General features: G+C 60.0%; 20 protein-coding genes. 11 read left to right on the top strand and 9 right to left on the bottom strand.

The genetic code is table 11. The features are described from left to right. Positions 1 to 7 precede the first annotated feature (7 nt). The 4 genes from GKZ68_RS14060 (at position 8) to GKZ68_RS21735 (ending at position 4,250) form a co-directional block, all read left to right on the top strand. Positions 8 to 1,483: a BatD family protein gene (locus GKZ68_RS14060; RefSeq protein WP_173115855.1), complete on the top strand. Its 1,476-nt coding sequence runs from the start codon at positions 8 to 10 to the stop codon at positions 1,481 to 1,483. Positions 1,484 to 1,515: 32 nt separating this feature from the next. Continuing rightward, positions 1,516 to 2,595, top strand: coding sequence for a chorismate synthase (aroC, locus tag GKZ68_RS14055; protein WP_173115853.1), 1,080 nt, complete (start codon positions 1,516 to 1,518; stop codon positions 2,593 to 2,595). Positions 2,596 to 2,702: 107 nt separating this feature from the next. Then, positions 2,703 to 3,305 carry a NifU family protein gene (locus GKZ68_RS14050; protein WP_173115851.1) on the top strand — a complete coding sequence of 201 codons (603 nt, stop codon included), beginning with the start codon at positions 2,703 to 2,705 and terminating at the stop codon, positions 3,303 to 3,305. Positions 3,306 to 3,401: 96 nt separating this feature from the next. Then, positions 3,402 to 4,250: a CPBP family intramembrane glutamic endopeptidase gene (locus GKZ68_RS21735; protein WP_217275257.1), complete on the top strand. Its 849-nt coding sequence runs from the start codon at positions 3,402 to 3,404 to the stop codon at positions 4,248 to 4,250. A gap of 86 nt (positions 4,251 to 4,336) precedes the next feature. On the opposite strand, the gene GKZ68_RS14040 is transcribed toward GKZ68_RS21735, so the two are convergent. The 8 genes from GKZ68_RS14040 to rdgB all read right to left on the bottom strand — a co-directional run bounded on the left by GKZ68_RS14040 (position 4,337) and on the right by rdgB (position 12,218). Further along, on the bottom strand, positions 4,337 to 5,257 hold the full coding sequence (locus GKZ68_RS14040) for a DUF5777 family beta-barrel protein (protein WP_173115849.1): 921 nt from the start codon (positions 5,255 to 5,257) through the stop codon (positions 4,337 to 4,339). A gap of 21 nt (positions 5,258 to 5,278) precedes the next feature. Next, entirely contained in the window at positions 5,279 to 5,884 is a 606-nt protein-coding gene (locus tag GKZ68_RS14035; protein WP_173115847.1) for a YceI family protein, read from the bottom strand. Between the two features lie 50 nt (positions 5,885 to 5,934). Continuing rightward, complete coding sequence (locus tag GKZ68_RS14030; RefSeq protein ID WP_173115845.1) at positions 5,935 to 6,363, bottom strand: hypothetical protein; 429 nt, start codon at positions 6,361 to 6,363, stop codon at positions 5,935 to 5,937. Positions 6,364 to 6,762: 399 nt separating this feature from the next. Further along, positions 6,763 to 9,780: a protein translocase subunit SecDF gene (gene secDF / locus GKZ68_RS14025; protein WP_173115843.1), complete on the bottom strand. Its 3,018-nt coding sequence runs from the start codon at positions 9,778 to 9,780 to the stop codon at positions 6,763 to 6,765. Between the two features lie 119 nt (positions 9,781 to 9,899). Beyond that, positions 9,900 to 10,280 carry a hypothetical protein gene (locus GKZ68_RS14020; RefSeq protein ID WP_173115841.1) on the bottom strand — a complete coding sequence of 127 codons (381 nt, stop codon included), beginning with the start codon at positions 10,278 to 10,280 and terminating at the stop codon, positions 9,900 to 9,902. Between the two features lie 62 nt (positions 10,281 to 10,342). Next, on the bottom strand, positions 10,343 to 10,810 hold the full coding sequence (locus GKZ68_RS14015; RefSeq protein WP_173115839.1) for a DUF4268 domain-containing protein: 468 nt from the start codon (positions 10,808 to 10,810) through the stop codon (positions 10,343 to 10,345). Between the two features lie 110 nt (positions 10,811 to 10,920). Beyond that, positions 10,921 to 11,547, bottom strand: a complete 627-nt coding sequence (locus tag GKZ68_RS14010) for a uridine kinase (RefSeq protein WP_173115837.1) — start codon at positions 11,545 to 11,547, stop codon at positions 10,921 to 10,923. A 56-nt stretch (positions 11,548 to 11,603) separates the two neighbouring features. Continuing rightward, on the bottom strand, positions 11,604 to 12,218 hold the full coding sequence (rdgB, locus tag GKZ68_RS14005; protein ID WP_173115835.1) for an RdgB/HAM1 family non-canonical purine NTP pyrophosphatase: 615 nt from the start codon (positions 12,216 to 12,218) through the stop codon (positions 11,604 to 11,606). 233 nt (positions 12,219 to 12,451) lie between these two features. On the opposite strand from rdgB, the gene GKZ68_RS14000 reads away from it, so the two are divergent. From GKZ68_RS14000 to GKZ68_RS13970, 7 genes are all read left to right on the top strand, one after another. Continuing rightward, the gene (locus GKZ68_RS14000; RefSeq protein ID WP_173115833.1) at positions 12,452 to 12,721 is read left to right on the top strand and encodes a type B 50S ribosomal protein L31; all 270 of its coding nucleotides are present in this window, start codon (positions 12,452 to 12,454) and stop codon (positions 12,719 to 12,721) included. 172 nt (positions 12,722 to 12,893) lie between these two features. Further along, positions 12,894 to 14,099: a GlmU family protein gene (locus tag GKZ68_RS13995; RefSeq protein WP_173115831.1), complete on the top strand. Its 1,206-nt coding sequence runs from the start codon at positions 12,894 to 12,896 to the stop codon at positions 14,097 to 14,099. Positions 14,100 to 14,430: 331 nt separating this feature from the next. After that, on the top strand, positions 14,431 to 15,564 hold the full coding sequence (locus GKZ68_RS13990; protein ID WP_173115829.1) for a DNA polymerase III subunit delta: 1,134 nt from the start codon (positions 14,431 to 14,433) through the stop codon (positions 15,562 to 15,564). A 54-nt stretch (positions 15,565 to 15,618) separates the two neighbouring features. Beyond that, complete coding sequence (locus GKZ68_RS13985) at positions 15,619 to 16,560, top strand: DUF2279 domain-containing protein (RefSeq protein ID WP_173115827.1); 942 nt, start codon at positions 15,619 to 15,621, stop codon at positions 16,558 to 16,560. A gap of 21 nt (positions 16,561 to 16,581) precedes the next feature. After that, the gene (hemC, locus tag GKZ68_RS13980; protein ID WP_173115825.1) at positions 16,582 to 17,523 is read left to right on the top strand and encodes a hydroxymethylbilane synthase; all 942 of its coding nucleotides are present in this window, start codon (positions 16,582 to 16,584) and stop codon (positions 17,521 to 17,523) included. Between the two features lie 166 nt (positions 17,524 to 17,689). After that, positions 17,690 to 18,223 carry a peptidylprolyl isomerase gene (locus GKZ68_RS13975; protein WP_254244008.1) on the top strand — a complete coding sequence of 178 codons (534 nt, stop codon included), beginning with the start codon at positions 17,690 to 17,692 and terminating at the stop codon, positions 18,221 to 18,223. Positions 18,224 to 18,229: 6 nt separating this feature from the next. Further along, positions 18,230 to 19,135: an SDR family oxidoreductase gene (locus tag GKZ68_RS13970; protein WP_173115822.1), complete on the top strand. Its 906-nt coding sequence runs from the start codon at positions 18,230 to 18,232 to the stop codon at positions 19,133 to 19,135. 724 nt (positions 19,136 to 19,859) lie between these two features. Here the strand turns inward: GKZ68_RS13970 and GKZ68_RS13965 are convergent. Continuing rightward, positions 19,860 to 20,423: an ABC transporter permease subunit gene (locus GKZ68_RS13965; protein WP_302052015.1), complete on the bottom strand. Its 564-nt coding sequence runs from the start codon at positions 20,421 to 20,423 to the stop codon at positions 19,860 to 19,862. Between the last annotated feature and the right edge of the window lie 382 nt (positions 20,424 to 20,805).

Genomic DNA, 20,805 nt, shown 5'->3' with positions numbered 1-20,805 from the left:
AAAAATAGTGGCTTGGTGTCTTAACGTGCGTGTGTGGTGGCTGGCCGCCTGGCTGCTAATGGCCGGGAGCCTGCGCGCCCAGCCGGCTAGCCCGCCGCCCGCCAGCAGTGGGGTAAGCTTGGTGGCGCCCGCGCCGAGCGTGCCGCTGGCGGGGCCTTTCACGCTGGCGTTTCGGCTGCGCGGCGCAGTGCTGGCCAGCCACTCAGACTTCCCCGAAATCGAGGGTTTTCGCAAGGCGGCGGGGCTCACTACCACTACGACCACGCGCCTGCTGCCCAGCGGTCGGCGCAGCACCGAACTGACGGTGACGCAGCGCTACTTCCCATATACGGAAGGCGATTACGTGGTGCCGGCCTTCTCCCTCACCGTAAACGGGCAGGTGCTGCGCAGCGCGGGTAGTCGGGTGCATGTGGGGGCTGCCAACCCGCCGCTCGATGCCAGCGCTGCCCCGCCCGGTACGGGTGTGGGTTCGCTCGACCAGTTGCTGGGCAAGCCTAAGCCCAAGTACTTCTACGAGCCGCCCGATGCGGGCCAGCTAGCCCTCGAAGCCGACCATAGCCAGGTATACGTGGGCCAAGGCGTGCGCGTAAATCTGTATTTCTACCTCAAGCCGGCCGACCAGGCGCTGCTCAATTTTTACGATTTCACTAATCAGCTGACCGAGCTGCTGCGCCAGCTGCGCCAGCCCACTACCTGGGAAGTAGCCGCGCCCGACCCTTCGCCTTTGCCCGATACCGTGCGCCGGGCCGGCGGGCAGGTGTGGCTGCGCTTTCGGCTGGCGGGACGCACGTATTACCCGCTGACTAAGGAAGCGCTGCAGTTTCCGGCGCTACAATTGATACTTACCAAATTCAAGCTGCTAAAAAAGCCCGAGCCCGGCGACAACGAGCGCCTGGCTATCTATAAAACCTACACCGCGCCGGCCCTGCGCGTGGCCGTGCGGCCCCTGCCGCCACCCGGCGCGGCCCTGGTGGGCGAGTATACCCTGCACGAAGGCATCAGCGGCACGCGCTTTCGCACGGGTGAGGCGTTTACGTACACTTTTGGGGTAGAGGGGACTGGCAATGCAGCGGCCCTGGCGCCCCCGCCGCTGCGGCCCCACGCCGGGCTAGCCGTGTATGGCCCCGATGTGCGCGAAGAGCAGCTGCCCGACGGGCGCTTTCGCAAAAGTTTTCGCTACCGGCTGGTGGCCCAGCGGCCGGGCCTGCTGGCCTTCGACAGCCTGCTGGCACTGCCGTTTTTTAACCCCGTGGTGGCCCGCTACGACACGCTGCGGCCCGAGCTGCGCGTAGCGGTAAGCGGCGGGGCCGGCTCCCTGGCTACCGCCAGCCCCACCGACGACCCCTTCTACGACCAGGCCCTGGCCCGCGCCGATGCTCAGCTCCAGCCCCTGGATGTGTACCAGCAGGTAGGCCGCTACGCCGGCTGGCTGCTGGCTGCGCTGCTGGGCGTGGCCGTGGTGGGCTGGTGGCGGGCTCGCTAGGGGTACTACTTTTGGGGCTTAGTTAACTCAGTATGTCAAATAGTTTCGGAACGCTTTTTCGCATCACTACCTTCGGCGAGTCGCACGGGGTGGGCATTGGGGTGGTTATTGATGGCTGCCCGGCGGGGCTGGCCCTCAACCCGGCTGCCATTCAGCACGCGCTGGATAGGCGCCGGCCGGGCCAGTCGGCCCTCACCACGCCGCGTAAGGAGGCCGACCGCGTGCAGGTGCAGTCGGGCGTATTTGAGGGCCTGACTACGGGCACGCCCATCAGCCTCTTCATTCCGAATGCTGACCAGCGCTCCGACGATTACTCGCACATTGCCGGTGCCTACCGCCCTAGCCACGCCGACTATACCTACGACGCTAAGTACGGCCGCCGCGACCACCGCGGTGGTGGCCGCAGCTCGGCCCGCGAAACGGCCGCCCGTGTGGCCGCCGGCGCCGTGGCCGCCGCACTGCTGGCCCACTTTGGGGTCGAGGTAAAGGCCTACGTATCGGCCGTAGGTGAGGTAGAAGTCGGTAAAAGCTACGAGCAGCTTGACCTGGACCTTATCGACAGCAACCCCGTGCGCTGCCCCGACCCCGAGGCCGCCGCGCGCATGGAAGCTCGCATTCGCGAGGCGCAGGCCGCGCACGACACGGTGGGTGGTGTAGTTACGGGCGTGGCTACCGGCCTGCCGCCCGGCTTGGGCGAGCCGGTATTCGACAAGCTGCCCGCCGTGCTGGGCCACGCGCTGCTGAGCATTAATGCCGTGAAGGGCTTTGAGTTTGGCTCGGGCTTCGCGGGCACCAAGCTACCCGGCTCGCAGCACAACGATGAATTTTATACCGACGAGGCTGGCCGCGTGCGCACCCGCACCAACCACAGCGGCGGCAGCCAGGGTGGCATCAGCAATGGCCAGGATGTATACTTCCGGGTGGCATTTAAGCCGGTGGCTACGCTGCTGCAGCCCCAGCAAACTATTAACCAGGCCGGTGAGGCCGTGACCCTGGCTGGCCGCGGCCGCCACGATGCCTGCGTGCTGCCCCGTGCCGCGCCCATCGTGGAAGCCATGACCCAGCTCGTGCTGGCCGACCTGCTGCTGCGCGCCCGGGCTAGCCAGCTGTAGAACCTTGCGCCGATTTTCTTGTTATGGGTTCTAGTTTAGAATGAATCCAGAAAATGGGATTTGCCTTTCTCAAGAGGACTAGCTAGAAAATTTTAAAAATCAACGATATGTCTGCCGTTTCCATTTACGCCGAGGCGTCACCCAATCCTGAGAGCATGAAATTTGTGCTCAACTCTACCTTGCTGCCCGATGGCGTGAGCGTGGATTACCCGAACGTGGAGGCGGCCGTGAACTCGCCCATCGCGCAGGAACTGTTTGGCTTCGACTACGTGGGCCGCGTGTTCATCGCCCAAAACTTCGTGACCATCACCAAAACCCAGCCCGAGCTGGGCTGGACCAGCCTCATCCCCGAGCTGCGCCAGTTCATTAAGAGCTACGTCGAGGCCGGCGGCACACTCTTTACCGTGGACCCCGCCGCCGAGCAGAAAGCTGCCCAGGCCGCCAGCGCCGGCGACCCGACCCAGCAAGATGGCTTCACGAGCCAGAAAATCATCGACCTGCTCGATAACTACGTGCGCCCCGCCGTGGAGCAGGATGGTGGCAACATCACTTTCAAGAGCTATCACGACGGCATCGTGACCGTGAACCTGCAAGGCTCGTGCTCGGGCTGCCCATCGGCCACCGTCACGCTCAAGTCGGGCATCGAAAACCTGCTTAAGCGCATGGTTCCCGAGGTGAAAGAGGTAGTGGCCGAAGGCGTAACGGTATAATCACTCGTCAGCTCGTTTGGGAGCGTCCTGAAAAGCCCGCCCGTCTGGGCTAGCTTTTCGGGACGCTCCCTTTATGTTTGTGGTTTCCGACTGTATATGGAGCCTGAACTATTACTACCTGATGCTATTGAAGTTCTGCCGCCTGCCTACCCCACGCTGGGCGAAAGCTGGGGCGTACTTGGGTGGTTTCTGCTTATTTCTCTGGTAATAGGCGTGCCGTTGTATGGGCTCGCGCACTGGCTATTGCCGTTGCGGGTGCCAGTGTATAAACTCGGCACCGGGGCGGCGCTGAGCGTGGCGGTGCAGCTAGCGCTGCTCGGGTGGCTGCGGTGGCGGGTGAGTCCGGCGCGCTGGCCCGGTCTGCGCTGGAACAGGCGGGGGGCTAGCTGGCAGCTATACGCGCTGCTGGTAGTGCTGGTGCCTAGCCAGGCAGTCTTGCTATCGGCCCTGCACTGGCTGCCCCTACCCAACTGGACTGCCAAAACTTTTCAGGATATGGCCCACTATCCGGTGCTGAGCCTGTTTTTTGGCTGCTTGCTCGCGCCGGTGCTGGAGGAAATTCTTTTTCGGGGCCTCTTGCTGCGGGGGCTGCTGCGCAATTACTCGCCAGTTGTAGCCATCGGGCAGTCGGCTTTGCTATTCGGCGTCTTTCACCTCAACCCGGCCCAGAGCTTGTTTGCGCTTCTAATGGGACTGATGCTGGGCTGGCTTTATTACCGTACGCAGTCGCTGGCGCTGTGCATCGCGCTGCACGCGCTCAACAACCTGCTGTCATTCTCCAGCATGATGTACAATGGTACTGCCCTAAATGAAGCAGCCCAGCATCGCATTTTAAGCAGCAACAGCTTCCTGCTCACGCTTTTGGTGGCTGGGCTGCTGATGGGCGGCCTGCTTTGGTGGATAAATCGCATTACCTCACCCGCGCCCGCCGAATTGGCTGGCTGAATAAAGCTAGCCTGGCCAAACACTAAAGCGGCCGGCTACCCTCCCTAGGGATAGCCGGCCGCTTTAGTGTTTGGCCAGGCTAGCCGCTAGATTTTGCGGGCGCGCTGCTTCACCGTAAAGTTGCGGCTCACGTTGAAGCCGAAGCAGAGGTAGCCGTCGAAGAAATTGCCGGTGGTTTGGGTGATGAACTGCTGCTCAATCATACCCGTCGAATTGGTAACGTGCAACTGGAAAATGTGGCCGCCGGTTTCGATGTCGACCCCGAGCGCCACCGAGTTGCGGTAGTGGTCGGCGGTGTAGGAGGGCAGCAGGTAGTAGTATTCGGCATTGAGCGAGAAGCGCTTGGTGAGCTTGTAGCGCCCACCGGCCCCGATGGCGTACACGTCGTTTTTCTCGCCCTCATTTATCACCAGATTGCGGTGAATGAGCGTGGGCATGAGCTGGAGCGAGAGGTCGGTGCTGAACTTACGGGCAATCAGGGCCTGATACGTATAAGCCGTGCGCTTGCCCAGCGTATAGTCGATGCCGTTGTTCATGCGCTCGGTCATGATGGCCGCCGACGAAAACAGCGTGACCGACAGCGGGATGGCGTGCGCGCCGGTGGTTTGCTGAATGGCTTTGTATTTCAGAAAGCCATCAAACGTTTTGCCCAGCGACGAACGGCCCACGCCAGCCTCAAAGCGGTCGGTGAGGGCATACTCAAAGCCTAGCCGTAGCGTGGCGGCGTCGAGGCCAAAAAAGTTGTAAGCACCGCTGTTGAGCGCCCCGAAGCGGTGCGAAATCAAAAATACCATGGTGCCTTCGCCCGGCGTTTGCACGGTGTGGCCATTGATGAGGCGGGTTGCCTTAAAGGTCGCATCTACTATTTGGGTAGGGGCATCCTTTTTGGTTTCCTGCTCCAGCTGGCCCAGCAGGTCGCCCTGGGCGTGGGCGGCCGGCGCCGCCCAGGCGGCCACTAGCAAGGCGAGCAGCGCCGTGCGACAGAAAAGGGTAAGAAGTTTTTTCATAAATTAGTTAGCGACAAATTGTTAAGGCTGAGAAACGAGGGCCGGCGATACGGCATCGCAGGTGAGGTTGATGCGCACGCTCACCGACTTGGCAATGTGCTCGCGCACGAGCAGCGGGATGTCGATGGAAAAGTCGGCCGGCGCAATGTTGAAGTAGGCGAATACCACCAGCTGGCCATCGCGCAGCTGCAGGGTGCCCGTCACGAGGGCTTTATGCGTAACGCCATGGATGGTGAGGTTGCCTTCGGCCTCTACGGTTTGGGTGGCAGTGGGCAACTGCTTGAGCACCTGGGCCGCGTTGAGGAGCTGCCCCGTGAAGGTGGCCTTCGGAAATTTATCCGACTCCATATAGTTCTCGTTGAAGTGCTCCTGCATGAGGGTGCGCTTGAACTGAAACTCGTGGATGGGCACCGAAAAGGCAATCTGGCCCGTAGCCATATCAAACACGGCCGCCACCTTATCGTTGCGGGCCTCAATATCCTCCATGATGGAGGCCGAGAAAAACGAGATATGCCCACCCCGGGTCATGTACTTGCCCTGCGCCCAGGACCGGCCGGGGGCGGCCAGCCCCAGCAAGAAGGCTAGCAGCGCACTCACCCGTCCTGCTCGTAGTAGTAATTTATGCATAGGCCAAACCGGCAGGGGAGAAGTGGAAATGCCGCACGGGTGCGCCCGCATTAGTTGTTGGGCGCGCCCGCATCAACCCAGGCTTTGATAAGGGCGATTTGGCAGGCGTCGGGGCCATGCACCCCGTCGTAGGGCATGGGCTTAAAGCCGTTGTTGGTGTCCCCCAGCATATTACCTATCATCCAGCTCTGGCCGTTGTGGCCGTTGGCCGGTGTAGACCAATACTTCACCTCGTTGAAGTTTTCCATGTTGAACGTGCCCAGGGCTAGCGTCTGGTAGTGCTGCGTATCGTGGCAGCGATAGCATTCATCTTGCAGAATAGGCAGCACATTCGTTTTGTACGAAATCGCGGCTGGTAGCGAGGGGCATGCCGGTGCCGGGATGCCTTCGTGGGTGTAAGAGCAGGCGCCTAGCAGCACGAAACCAGACAACATAACCCCTAGCCCCCAACGGCTTGGTAGTAGCGTAGATACTTTCACAGAATGTAAAAAATTAGTAGCAAACAGAAGCGTTTTTAGAGCGTATAAAGTAACCGAATTCAGCTAATTAAGTAGCTGGTTGCCCATAACAGCTGAGTTAGCAGCGATGTTTAACCCGGCTAAGCGGCAGTTGTAGTTTAGTAGTTTACGGGGAAAGGCTTAGCTAGAAGGCAGTCAGCCTTTTTCGGTGCAGGCCCAACCTACGTTCACGGTCAAAACTAGGATTGAGCTGACCAAAAAATTAGTGATTTTCGTTGATTGCCGCTTTTCTCCATCCGAATGAGCCGCTAACCTATACGGGCTGGCCATTGAGCAGCCAAGCTGCCCTTCAGCAGCGAGCAATAAAAAAGCTCGGCCGCCAGGCCGGGCTTTTTTATGAAATCAGCAGGTGAGGCGCTGCTATACCGAGGCGGTGCTCAGCTTGGGCGCATCGCCGGGCAAGCCGGTTACGTCTTCGCCGGCAGCTTTGCGCTCGCGCTCTTCCTTCTTCCCGTAGGTGTCGAGGATAATGGGCGTGGCGATGAACAGCGACGAGTAAGTGCCGAAGATGATGCCGATAATCATGGCAAACGAGAACGAGCGGAGCGTTTCGCCGCCAAAAATATAGAGCACGAGCACTACCATGAATACCGTGGTGAAGGTAATCATAGTGCGCGAGAACGTCGAGTTCAGCGCCGGGTTCACTACCTGAGCGAAGGTCAGCTTGGGGTTTTCGCGCAGGTACTCGCGGATGCGGTCAAAAATTACCACCGTGTCATTCATGGAGAAGCCGATGATGGAAAGCACGGCCGCCACGAAAATCTGGTCCATCTCGTAGTTGGCCCCGAAGGCGCGGGCAATGGGGTAGGAGGCAATTACCAGCAGCGCATCGTGGAAGAGCGCGATAACGGCGGCCAGCGAGTACTGCCACTTTTCGAAGCGGAAAAGCACGTAGACGAAGATGCCGAGCAGCGTGAGGGCTAGCGACAGGAACGAGGTGCGCTTGATGTCGTCGGCAATGGTGGCGCCCACTTTCGAGGTCGATTTAATCATCGGCGCGTCGGCCGCGTACTTGGTCAGGCCCTGGTTGAGGGCGGTTTGCACTTGTTTGTCGGCAGTTTCGCTTTCGTCCTGGGCCAGGTAGCCGGTGGTGATGCGCAGGCGGTTGGGGTTGCCAAACTGCTTCACTTCGAGGCCGGTATTGTGGAAGGCCGGCTCGAGAGCAGTGCGCACGTCGCTCGCCACCATGGCTTTATTGAAATCGACTACGTAGGCGCGGCCACCTTCAAAATCGACACCCAGGTTGGGGCCGCTCTGCAGGTACATCAGCACGAAGCCCGTGACGATGATGATAGTCGAGAACGCGTAGGCAATTTTGCGCTTGCCCACGATGTCGAAGTTTACGTTCTTGAACAGGTTGCGCGAGAGAAAGGTCGAGAACGTGATGCTGCTCGTGTCTTTGCCCTTAATCAGCCACTCGATGATGAGGCGCGACACGTACACCGCCGACAGGAACGAGGTAAGTACCCCAATGCCGAGCGTCACGGCGAAGCTCTGCACCGGGCCCGTGCCGAAGAAGCCCAGGATAATGGCGATGAGCATGGTCGTCACGTTCGAGTCGAAGATGGCCGAGAAGGCGCGCGAGTAGCCCTTGTTCACGGCGTCGTGCAGGGCTAGCCCGTGGTCGAGCTCTTCGCGGATACGCTCGAAAATCAAGACGTTGGCATCAACCGAAGAAGCGATTACCAGAATCAGGCCCGCGATGCCGGGCAGGGTGAGGGCCGTGCCAAACTGGGCTAGTACGCCCAGAATCAGGAACATATTGAAAAGGAGGGCGGCGTCGGCCACGAGGCCGGCGCGGCCGTAGTACACCGCCATGAAGGCCATGATAATCAGCAGGCCCGCCAGCGATGAGTACAAGCCCTGATTGATGGCTTCCTTGCCCAGCGAGGGGCCCACTACGGCTTCTTCGACAATGCGGGTAGGGGCGGGCAGCTTACCGGCCTTCAGCACCTGCGCCAGGTCCTGGGCTTCGTCGATGGTGAAGTTGCCCGAGATGCTGGTGTTGCCACCCGAGATTTCGCTCTGCACTACGGGGTCCGAATACACCACGTCGTCGAGCACCACGGCCACCTGCTTGCCGATATTGGCGCCGGTCATTTTCTGCCACTTGCGGGCCCCACTCGGGTTCATGCTCATGCTCACCTCGGGGCGGCCGGTCTGGTCGTAGTCCTGGCGGGCATCGCTCACCACTTCGCCACCGATGGGGGCAGCAATGGCACCGGTGCGGTCTTTCTTCACGGCCACGAGGCGCAAAAACTGCTGGCCGTTGGCCTCAATCGGCTTGTTGAGGTAGAGCAGTGCCAGGTTGGGGGGCAGCACGCTGCGGGCTTCGTCCGAGCGCAGCACGCGGTTCATCTGGGCGGTATCGCGCAGGTTCACGCCCAGTGCGCCGGGCATGGTGAGCAGGCGGGCCAGCACGCCACCCTTTTGGGTAGCGGCCGAGTCGGTTTTGGCCTTGGCGGCCGGCGCCTTTTTGGCGAGCTGAGCGGCTAGCGACGTCGTGTCTTTCTTCGCGCTGGCTGTTTTTGCGCCAGCGGCGGCGCTGGTCGAGTCGGCCTTGTTTGCCTCCTTCGCTGGGGCGCTGGCCGAGGCCTTCTCCTTAGCCGTGAGTACCTGGTCGAGCTGGCCGAGGTAGGGCACTACCTCGTTCTGCGCCCATACTTCGTAAAATTCGAGCTTGGCCTGGCCTTGCAGCAGCTTGCGCACGCGGTCGGGGTTATCCACGCCGGGCAGCTCCACCTGAATGCGGCCGGTGCCCTTCACGCGCTGAATGTTGGGCTGGTTGACGCCAAACTTATCCACGCGCTTGCGCAGAATGTCGAACGAGCGGCCGATGGCGTCTTCCTCCTCCTTGTTAATAGCCGCCAGCACGCGGCTGTCGGTGCTGGTAAGGTCAATCTTCCGGTCTTTATTGACCGAGTTGGCAAAAATGCGGTTCAGCGGCACGCCGGGCGCAGTTTCCTGGTAGGCTTGGTAAAACAGCGTGGTGAAAGGCGTGCCCGAGTTGGTTTTCTGGCGCTGCTGGGCTAGCTCAATAGCTTTATTAAAGGCGGGGTCTTTCGAGTTGCCGGCCATCGCCCGCACGATTTCCACCGGTGATACTTCCAGCGTCACGTGCATGCCGCCTTTCAGGTCGAGGCCCAGGCCGAGCTCGCTCTGCTTCACATCGCGGTAGGTGTAGGAGCCGAATACGGGGGCGCGCCACACCGAATCGAGGTAGTGCTGGCGCTTAGCTTCGTTTAGCTGGCCGTTGTGCGTGGCGTAGGCCACGGCCTTGTCCTGCACCCCACGCGAGACGTAGGTGAAAAACAAGAAGTACGCGCACAACACCGACACAATGAGGGTGAGCGCGATAATTAATCCTTTGTAACGCATTGCGTTGAGTTATAAATTATGAGTTTAAAGTTATGAGCTGTCAGAATGAGCTATGAATCAGGCCGTGGGAAGGCATTAAGTGCAACCCGTGGCTTTTGACTCCTAGCTCCTGACCCTCATTAAGGCGCCTGCGGCGACAAAGCCGCTTCTAGCAGCCGCTGGCGGCACACTTGGGCCACAAACCCGGCTGGCGCCCCCACCGGGGCCCGGGCCACCGCCCGGCGCACCAGGCGCGGCAGCCAGGCAGCGGGCAGCGTAGCCGGCAGCCAGCCCAGCGCAAACGCGGGGGCCACGTAGCTACCCAGCGGCGAAGCTGCTTCCAACAGCACTTTATGCTTCACTACCGTGGCGCGGGGCGCCGTGCTCAGCTGCGTGGTAGCCGGGCTAGCCGGGCGCAACAAGCTCACTACCCGCCCGTTCAGGCCCAGCAACAGCAGCACGGGCAGGGCCACCAGGGCCACGCGTACTAGGTGCTTAAATTGGGAAAGTGAATAGCGCATACTTCGGGCAGGGCCACAAATATAACCCCGATAGCGAGTTAGACCCAAGTGCGGGCTAGCCGCTACCACTCGCGCAGCTCTTCGAAGGCGTACTGCGCGCCGCTCCAAAACGCATCGAGGGCAATGAGCCGGGGCTTAAAAAACGAAATCAGCGCCGGCCAGTCATCGCGGTTGAACAGGTTGGCGGGGGCTAGCTCCTTATAAATGCGGCTTAAAGGCTGGTGGTGCTCGTTCACGGCATCGGCTTCCCAGCTCCATTCCTCGCCCAGCGTTTCGTGCAGCAGGGTTTTGAGGGCTAGAAACTGCTCGAAGAACAGCTCGCGCACGCCCGCATCGGGTGGCGTGAGCTCGATACTGATGCGGGCGCGGCGGTTGTCGGCGTGCAGCTTGAAGGCGATGCCTTTCACGCCCGTCTTATAGTTTATCCAATTGGTGGCCAGGCCCTCGGCCGAGAGCACCGGGGCCATATACTGCCCAAAAGCAGTCCAGAACGCCTGGCGCAGCTGGGAAGCTTCAGCTTTGCTATACACAGTTGTCAGTCAAGGGGTTTTAGGCCCGGCGTAGCGATATTAATTACGTTGCAGAATGAGATACGGCTCAAGATGCAGAGGCCGCTACGGGAGGCTAGCCCTCGTCCGTCCTACAGTCCCTCCGCCACCTTGCCGCGCAGGTAGCCTATCAGCACGGCTAGCCCATTCTCGAAGTGGCGGTTGTTCGGAATAATAATATCCGCGTCAGCTTTAAAGGGTTGGATGTACTTCTCGTAGGTAGGCGCTACGTGGTTGGCGTAGCGATATAGTACATCTTGGACGTCGTAGCCGCGCTCATCGCGGTCGCGCACTATGCGGCGGTGCAGCTTCACGTGTTCCTGGGCATCGATGTACACTTTGAGGTCGAGCAGCCTGGCAATTTCCTCGAAGTAGAACACGAAAATGCCCTCCACTACCACAATGGGCGCGGGCCGAAATACCAGCTCGGCGGGCACCGCGTTGGAGTTATTAAAGATGTACTCCTTGCGGCGCACCTCGTGCCCGGCGCGCAGCTGGCGCACATCGGCGGCGTAGGCCAGCGAATCGATGCTGGAGGGCAGGTCGAAGTTTTCGACGCCCTGCTCATCGCGGTGCTGCTGGTCGCGGGGGTGGTAATAATTATCCTGCGAAATCAGACAGATGTCGCGTTCGGGAAAAGCGGCCAGCAGGCGGCGCAAAAACGTGGTTTTGCCCGATGCGCTGCCGCCCGTGATACCAACGAGGTAGGGATGCTGCATAACGGAGGGCAAAGGTAGGTTTTCTGAATTTGGAATGGAGAATCAGGCAGGAGGAATTATTCGGACGGCGATTCTTCCTGCCTAATTCCCAATTCTACATTCAAAAAGCCCAGTAGCTCCGCCACTGCCCGCGCCCGGTGGCTGAGCATATTTTTCTCGGCCAGGGTCATTTCGGCAAATGTGCGGCCGTCACCCTCGCTGGGCACGAACACTGGGTCGTAGCCAAAGCCGCCCCGCCCAATGGGCGCCGCCGCGATAACGCCCGCCACCTCGCCGCTAAACTCGTGCGCATCACTGGAGCTGCGTACCAGCGAGATAACGGTGCGAAAGCGCGCCTGGCGGTGGGGCTGGGTGGCTAGCTCGCGCAGCAGCTTGGCCACGTTGTCGGCGGCCTCGCGCTGGGGTCCCGCGTAGCGGGCCGAGTACACGCCGGGCGCGCCGCCCAGGGCGTCTACCTCCAGCCCGGTGTCGTCGGCAAAGCAGGCCACGCCATAGTGGTCCCACACGTACTGCGCCTTCTGGCGGGCGTTGCCCTCCAGCGTGGGCTGGGTTTCGGGCAGCTCCTCGCGGCAGCCAATGTCGGCTAGGCTTAGCAGCTGCACAGCAGCCGGTAGCAGCGGCCTGATTTCATCGAGCTTGTGGGCATTATTAGAGGCGAAGCACAGGCGCATGGCGGTAGGAGAAAGAATAAGAAGACGCTAGCCCAAAATTTTTGGCGAAATAACGGCGGGCGGGCGCTTCACCTTGGGCAGGTGCCCCACGCCCTTGCCCGCCAGGCTCAATAGGCCGGGTGGCTAGGCGGTATCTTGTCGCCGTAGGTTGATTTTATCCTAGCTAATGCGTACTTTTGCAGTCCCTTCCGCAAAACCGGCAGGGTTTAACAGGTAAATAGGCCCTCCCGTATATGAAAAAGGACACGCACCCCGAGTACCGTCAGGTAGTTTTTCAGGACACCTCGTCGGACTTTAAATTTATTACCCGCTCCACGATGACCTCGGCTGAGACCATTCAGTGGGAAGACGGCAACACCTACCCGGTGATTAAAATCGAAGTAAGCAGCGCTTCGCACCCCTTCTACACGGGCAAAAATATGTTCATCGACACGGCCGGCCGCGTGGAGAAATTCCGCAGCCGCTACGCCAACAAGGCGCAGAGCAGCGCAGGCAAAGAATAGTTTCTGGCTGCCGCTCCTGGCTTTCGGCTGGCCGCCGCCAGCTTTTCAAAGCTCCTTCCGATTACCTCGGGAGGAGCTTTTTTTTGCCGGCCTACCCGGCTGGCCACCGTAAATTTGTTTTTCCGCCACTGCTGGCTCTTTATTAAAAAGCCACCGCCAACCTTTTCCCACCATGCATCTTCTGCTGTTCGACGACCCGGCTATCCGGCCGCACCTGCTGCCGCTCACGTTCACGCGGCCGGTGGCGGCGCTGCGCTGCGGCATCCTCACCATCGCCGAAAAGTGGGAGCGCCGGCTAGCCCCCAGCTCGGTAGGCTACCTCACGCAGCCGTATTTGCAGGCCAAGTTTCCGGCCGGCCACGTGGCCGGCCCAGCACTGGTGGTAAACGGCGCGGCTTGTCCTGACGACCTGCTGGCCCGCCAGGTGCTGGCGCTGCGCCCCGGCCAGGGCCTTTATTGCGGCGAAACGCTGGTGGCTGCCCACCTGGCCGACGCCTCTAAGGTGGCCGAGCTCATCCAGGACGGCCTGGAAGTGCGCCAGGCGCTGGAAGATGTCTCCGTAATCGAGCGGCCCTGGCACCTGTTTCTGCGCAATGGCGCCGAGATTCGGCAGGATTTTAAGCTGCTCACGGCTGGGCGCACCTCGCAGCCGGTGGGCGACGCCCACACCCTGGTGTATGCGCCCGAAAATATCTTTATCGAAGAAGGCGTAAAAATTCGCGCCGCGATTCTGAACGCCGAGGCCGGCCCCATTTACCTGGGCAAAAATGCGGAAGTGCAGGAAGGCGCCATTCTGAAAGGTCCGCTAGCCCTGTGCGAAGGCGCGGTGGCCAACGCGGGTGTGCGGCTGCGCGGCGACAACACCATCGGGCCCTACTGCAAGGTGGGCGGGGAAATCGGCAACAGTATCCTACTGGGCTACAGCAACAAAGGCCACGATGGCTACCTCGGCAACTCGATTATTGGCGAGTGGTGCAACCTCGGGGCCGATACCAATACCTCGAACCTCAAGAACAACTACGCCCCGGTGAAAGTGTGGAGCCACGCCGCCAAGCGCTTTGTCGATACCGGCCAAACCTTCTGCGGCCTGCTCATGGGCGACCACGCCAAGGCCGGCATCAACACCATGTTCAACACCGGCACGGTGGTCGGCGTGGGGGCTAATGTCTTCGGTGCCGGCTTCCCGCGCACCTTCATCCCTAGCTTCAGCTGGGGCGGGGCGGCCGGTTTTGAGACCTTCAAACTCAACAAGTTTGCCGAGGTGGCCGAGCGTGTGATGGGCCGCCGCGGGCTAGCCTATGATGCCGTGGAACAAGGCATTATCGCGGAGGTTTTTAAGCAGACGGAAGAGGATAGAGTTTGGGATAAGGTTTCTTGATTACATTGCCTGCTATAATTGGATAAATCTGACTGGTATGAATCCGACGAAACCAAAATTGAATACCATGGGCTACCTACTAAGCGGAGTAGGGTTACTGGTAATATCTTTTTTGCCAATTATATCTTTGACTATGAGCGAGGTGCAGCCAGTGGCAAAGTTGATAATCGGCGTTTACTGGCTACTCGGAGGAGTTGGATTATGGTGGGCCGTTCACCACTTCACAGCAGTAGGCGAAAGGTTGGTAGCTGTAGTAGGAGTAGTTATTGGCTGGTATGTGTTGCTCCAATTACTTATGGTGTTAGAAGCAATGATTTTTAAGTTTTAAGTAGTGCTGTTCGCCGACATCCCCAACCAAACTACCCTCAAGCAGGTGCTGCGCCAGTCGGTGCAGCGCGGGCACGTGGCGCACGCCCAGCTGTTTCGCGGGGCCGAGGGTTCGGCGGCGCTGCCGCTAGCCCTCGCCTACGCCCAATACCTCAACTGTGAAAGCCGCACCGACGATGCCGCCGATAGTTGCGGTCACTGCCCGGCCTGCTTGAAAATCATCAAGCTGGCTCACCCTGACCTCAACTTTATTCTGCCCACTACTACCACCAAGGCGGTGCCCAAGGATGCCACCAGCGGCAAGTTTATGGCCGAGTGGCGCACCTTTCTGGCCGAAAGCCCTTACCAGGGCTTCAACGACTGGATGCAGCACATTGGGGCCGAAAACAAGCAGGGCAGTATCTCAAAGGAAGAGGCCGGGCAGCTGCTCAAGCTCGTGTCACTCAAGGCGTTTGAGGCGCGGTTTAAGCTCGTGATTATCTGGCTGCCCGAGCTGATGCACCCGGCTGCCGCCAATGCCGTGCTCAAGCTGCTGGAAGAGCCGCCGCCCGCCACGGTGTTTCTGCTGGTTAGCAACGAGCCCGAGCGGCTGCTGCCTACCATCATCAGCCGGGTGCAGCCGGTGGCAGTGCGCCCGTTCTCGGAAGATGATATAACTACTTATTTGACTGCGCACTACCACGTGCCTGAGGCGAAGGCCCGCCAGGTGGCGCAGCTGGCCGAGGGCAACCTGGGCGCGGCCATCGCCAGCCGCGAGCAAAGCGCCGACCACGACTACGCCGAGTTCTTTATCAAGTGGATGCGCAAGTGCTTTACCTTGAAAATGACCGAAGTGCTGGCCCTCGCCGACGAGTTCCAGAAGATGGGCCGCGAAAACCAGAAGGAGCAGCTCAGCTTTTCGCTAGGGTTGTTGCGCAAGGTGTTGCTCTTCGGCATCGACCCGCACATGGTGCCGCACCTGCCCAGCGGTGAGCAGCAATTCGTGCAAGGTTTCAGCAAGTTTGTGACTGCCCGCAACGCCGACCAGCTCAGCGAGGAGCTGAATACGGCGCACTACCACATCGAGCGCAACGCCAACCCACGCATGGTCTTCGTCGATGCTTCCCTGCGCCTGGGCCAGCAGCTGCGCCGCGCCTAGTAGCGCGCAGCGCCGGCGCTGCGCGCTACTGCTTTTCCTGACGACCTTTGCCCGATGCGCCACCGCCTGTATTCGTTTCTGCTTGCTGCCGGCCTGGGGCTAGGCCAGCCGGCGCGGGCGCAGGTAGGAGTGCCCGCCCCCGACCCTGGCACGAACACCGGCATCAATCAGGGCCGCTTTATCGGCGTGGTGGTGGGCACGGCGGCAGTTTACGCGCTGACTTCCTACTTCTTAGGCAAAACCTGGTATACCAAGCGCGTGCCGTTCCACGCCTTCAACGACAACGGCGAGTGGCTGCAAATGGACAAGGTGGGCCACGCCACCACCGCCTACGCCATCAGCCGGGGCGAGTACGAGCTGTTTCGCTGGAGCGGGGTCAATGAGCGGGCTTCGGTGCTCACCGGCGGCCTCATCGCGCTGCTGTATCAAACTACCATTGAGCTGTTTGACGGTCGCTCCGAGGGCTGGGGCTTTTCGAAGGGCGACATGGCCGCCAACCTCACCGGCATCGGGCTGTTTATGGGCCAGCAATACGGCTGGGGCGAGCAAAAAGTGAATTTGCGCTACGGCTGGCGCCAGAGCATCTACCCGCCTTATCGGCCCAATTTGCTAGGTCATACCGTTGGCAATCAGATGCTAAAGGACTACAACGGCCAGCAGTACTGGCTTTCGCTGAACCTGGCCTCGGTGCTGCCCGTGGGGCCGTCGTTTCCGCGCTGGCTAGCCCTCGACCTGGGCTACAGCGGCAGCGGCATGACCGGCGGCCACGCCAACCCGCCTTATTTCGACGCCAATGGTCAGGAGGTGAAATTCACCCGCTATCGCCAGTTTTATTTGTCGCCCGATGTCACGCTCGCCCGCCTGCCGGGCCTCAACGGCTCAAGCGCCCAGCCGCTGGTCAGTGCCGGGCAGTTTTTTAAGATTCCGGCCCCCTCGCTCGAATTTAATCGGTTGAATGGGCTGCGCTTCCACCCACTGCTATTGCCTAAAGACTAAGCGCTCAGCTACTAATTAGTTATGTCTGAATCTGTTATTCGCCTGGCCACCCGCGCCTCGCGCCTCGCCCTGTGGCAAACCGAGCACGTGGCTAGCCTGCTCAACCAAGCCGGCCTGGCCACTGAAATTGTGCCCATGCAAACCGTGGGCGACCAAGTGCTCGACCGTTCGCTGGCCAAAATCGGGGCCAAGGGCGTCTTCACCGAAGAACTGGAAGAAAGCCTGCGCCGGGGTGATACCCACCTGGCCGTGCACTCGGCCAAGGATGTGCAAAGCACTATTCCGCCCGACCTGGAGCTGCTGGCTTTTCTGGAGCGCGAGCAGGTCAACGACGTGGTTATCAGCTTTCAGGAAAATTTTGACATCGGCCGGGCCGGTATTCTGCTGGGTACCAGCAGCACCCGGCGCAAGGCGTTGCTGCGCCGTTTTTACCCCCTGGCCAGCACCGCCGAGGCGCGCGGCAACCTTCAAACCCGCGTGCGCAAGCTCGAAGAAGGTCAGTACGACGCCCTGGTGCTGGCCTACGCCGGCGTGCACCGCATGGGCTACGACCACCTTATCCGGCACGTGCTACCCGCCGAGCGCTTCGTGCCGCCCGTGGGCCAGGGCAGCATCGCCGTCGAATGCTCACGTTTTCTGGACAAAGCCTTGAAAGAGAAGGTAAAGCAAGCCCTCGACCACCCGGCTACCCACCGTTGCCTGCTGGCCGAGCGCGCCTTTTTGCGGACGATGGAAGGCGGGTGCAGCATCCCCTCGTTTGCCCTGGCTAGCCTCACCGAGGCCGGCGATATGCACCTGCACGGCGGCCTCATCAGCCTCAGCGGCGAGGAATACGTCGATTTCACTCAGACTGCCCCCGCCGCCCAGGCCGAGGGCCTGGGTATGGCCGTGGCCGAACACGTGCTGGGGCACGGAGGCGCGGCTATCCTGGCCAGCATTCGCGAGCACCGGGGCGAGCAGTAATGCTTTGGGGCGGCGACGTTATTTTTGCTACTCACAACTATTTCATCTTTTGCCTATGAATTGGCCTAGTCGCCTACGCTGCGCCGTGGCACTGGTACTTGGAGTAGCGCTAAGCCTCCCGTTGCTGGCTGCTAAACCACCGAAAAGTAGCAAAAAAGATGAGGTAGTGACTATCACTACCAGCCTGGGCGATATTCGGCTTATCTTGTTTGAAGACACGCCGTTGCACCGGACCAATTTTTTGAAAAAGGCGGCTAGCGGCTATTACAGCGGCACGACTTTTCACCGGGTTATTCCTAATTTTATGGTGCAGGGTGGCGACCCCAACTCCAAGGATGCTGACCCCACCAACGACGGCCAGGGGCCGGCGGGCGACCCTACTATCCCGGCCGAGCTGGCCGCCGGCCATCGGCACGACTACGGAGCCGTGGCCGCCGCCCGTCAGGCCGATTTTGTCAATCCGCAGCGGGCTAGCAACAGCAGTCAGTTTTATATTGTCGGCAGCCACCAGGGTACCCATTTTTTGGACGGGCAATATACCGTGTTCGGGCAGGTCATTCAAGGGCAAGAAGTTATTGATAAAATAGCCGCGTTACCCCGCGATAGCCGCGACCGGCCTCTCGCCGACCTCAAAATGAACATGCGCGTGGAGAAGCTCAAGAAAAAGAAAATCAGTGAGTTGTACGGATATAAATACTAGCGGCGCGTGAAAATTCTCCTTACCGGTTCCAACGGCTTGCTCGGCCAGAAGCTTGTGGCGCTGCTGCACCAAACTTCCGGCATAGAGCTAGTGGCCACGGCGCGCGGGGCCAACCGGCTGGCTACCAGCTATCCAACCCTGCACTTTGTGCCGCTCGACGTGACCGATGCTAGCAAGGTGCAGCAAGTGCTGGGGCAGCAGCGGCCCACCCACGTTATCCACACGGCAGCCATGACGCAGGTCGACGAGTGCGAGCTAAACCAGGCGGCCTGCTGGAGCCAGAACGTAACGGCAGTAGCGCACCTGGCTGCCGCATGCGCCCAGCTCGATGTGCACCTCACGCACCTCAGCACCGATTTCATTTTCAACGGCACCGAGGCGCTGCTGAGCGAGGAGGCGCTGCCTGACCCCATCAGCCACTACGGAGCTAGCAAGCTGGCTGCCGAGCAGGCGGTGCAGCGCACGGCCGGGCTGCGCTGGGCCATTGCCCGCACCGTACTCGTGTATGGCACTTCGCTAGTCGCCGGCCGCAGCAATCTGGTGCTTTGGGTATATGAGTCGCTGCGCAAAGGTCAAAAAATCAAGGTGGTAGATGACCAGTGGCGCACGCCCACCCTAGCCGAGGACTTAGCTCAGGGCTGCTGGCTGCTGGCCCGGCAATCGGCTCAAGGTATTTTTCACCTCAGCGGGCCCGAACTGCTCACGCCCTTCCAGATGGCCCAGCAGGTAGCCACTACCTTTGGGCTCGATGCGACATTACTAGAAAGGGTTGATGGTCAGATTTTTACCCAGCCGGCGCGTCGGCCGCTGCGCACCGGCTTTTGCATTGCTAAGGCCGAGCGAGAGCTAGGCTACCAGCCGCATTCTTTTGCCGATGGGCTAGCCCTGGTGCAGCGGCAGCTGGCCCTCTAGCAAGCCTGCTAAACAAAAAGGCCCGCTGGCATTGCCAGCGGGCTTTTTTTGCTATAAGCCTTCCGCTTCTAAAATACTTGGGGGACAATAAGTGGACGTTGATAAACGGACTAGTAGATAAGAAATGAAGTAGGGGTCAAACCAAATCGCGCTGCGTTAAAAATGATTGTTTGTGCTGCTATTTGTTATTTTTTGTGAACCGGGGTTAAAGCTGCTCGGGCCACTCGCCAATGAGTAGGCCACCAACTAATAGTGCTGTATGCTGGCGCAAAGCCATTTCGCCCAGGGCCCGGGGCACTATGCGGCCATCCAGCGTAGTAAAGTCGCGTTCGGCTGGAGCGACCAAATAATCGGGCGGCAGAGAGGTAAGACAGGCAAATCGCTGCCTAGTTGAAATGGTACTTTTCATGGTGGCTAGCAGAATAGCAGGGGTAGAATAGTGGACGGCGCGTACCTCTTTTAACGTAATTCTTGCACAAGATTACTGCCTCATTTGAACTGAAAAAAGGACACTTTCAGTGTTTTTGTGACATTGAAGTTTGGTAATTTATTCAATCAAAAAACTTAAAATTCACTTGGTAAAATGAAATTTTAAAAAATAATATTACAGATAATAAAATTAGTTTGCTGATTTTAAGTATTTTATGAAATTAGAACATGACACAATATTCAGTCATTATTTCAAATTTGTGACAAAATTGACCTGCTTTTGGGTAGCATAAGGCTAGTTATTGGGTTCTGCCGGGCTGGCATTCGCTACTTTTTGCAGCGCCAGCAGCGTAGCCAGTAGCGCTACGCTTGGTGCGGCAGCTGCCCACCAAGTGGCAGGGTCTTGGCGCACAGTAGCTAGCAAGCTGCCCCAGCTCACCACGTCGGGCCCCTGGCCGATACCGAGAAACGCCAGGGTACTTTCGAGGCCAATGAGCCCGGCCAGGCTAAGCGGAGCGTAGGCGAGCAGGGGGCGGCAGGCGTGAGGCAGGGCGTGGTGCCACCAGATGCGCCCCGCAGGCAGCCCGCTGGCGCGGGCAGCATCAATAAAGGGTTGGATACGCACGCGCAGCATTTGTCCCCGCACGAGGCGGGCGGTATCGGGCCAAGCCATGAGGGCCAGCACCCCGAGTAGCTGAATTTGCGTGAGCGGCGGCCCAGCTACCAGAGCTACCAGCAGAATGAGACGTGGAACAGCACCAAGCAGTGTAACCAACCCCAGCACTAAACTGTCTAGCGGCAAGGCAAACGTGCGCCACGGCTGCCACCGGGCTGGGTGGTGTGGTGGCAGCCAAACCATCAGCGAGAGCATCAGGGCAATGATAACCAAGCAGCAAAGTGCTCCGCTGCCAGGCAAGGCAAGCCACCACCACCCGGCCGCTAGCCCCCAGGCCGCCGCCGCTGTTGGCAGGCGTAGTTGGTGGTCACCCCAAAAGCCTGCCGCAGCCCCGGCAAGAGCGCCGGCCGCGGTAGCCAGCACTACCGCTGGTAAGCTCAGCAATAGTAGTCGCCTCGCCCCCGCCACTAAGCCAGCTAGTACATCGCGCCCTAGTGCGTCGGTGCCCAGGTAGTGCGCCGGGCTAGCCCCCCACTCGGGGGAGTGGCTATGTGCTGCAAATCGGGAGTGGCAGCAATGTAAGGTAGTGGTAGCCAAGGGGCCAGTAGCCCCGCCGCGACCAGCA

The organism is Hymenobacter sp. BRD128 (genome assembly GCF_013256625.1).
Taxonomy (GTDB): Bacteria; Bacteroidota; Bacteroidia; order Cytophagales; family Hymenobacteraceae; genus Hymenobacter.
This window is presented reverse-complemented; position numbering and strand designations above follow the sequence as displayed.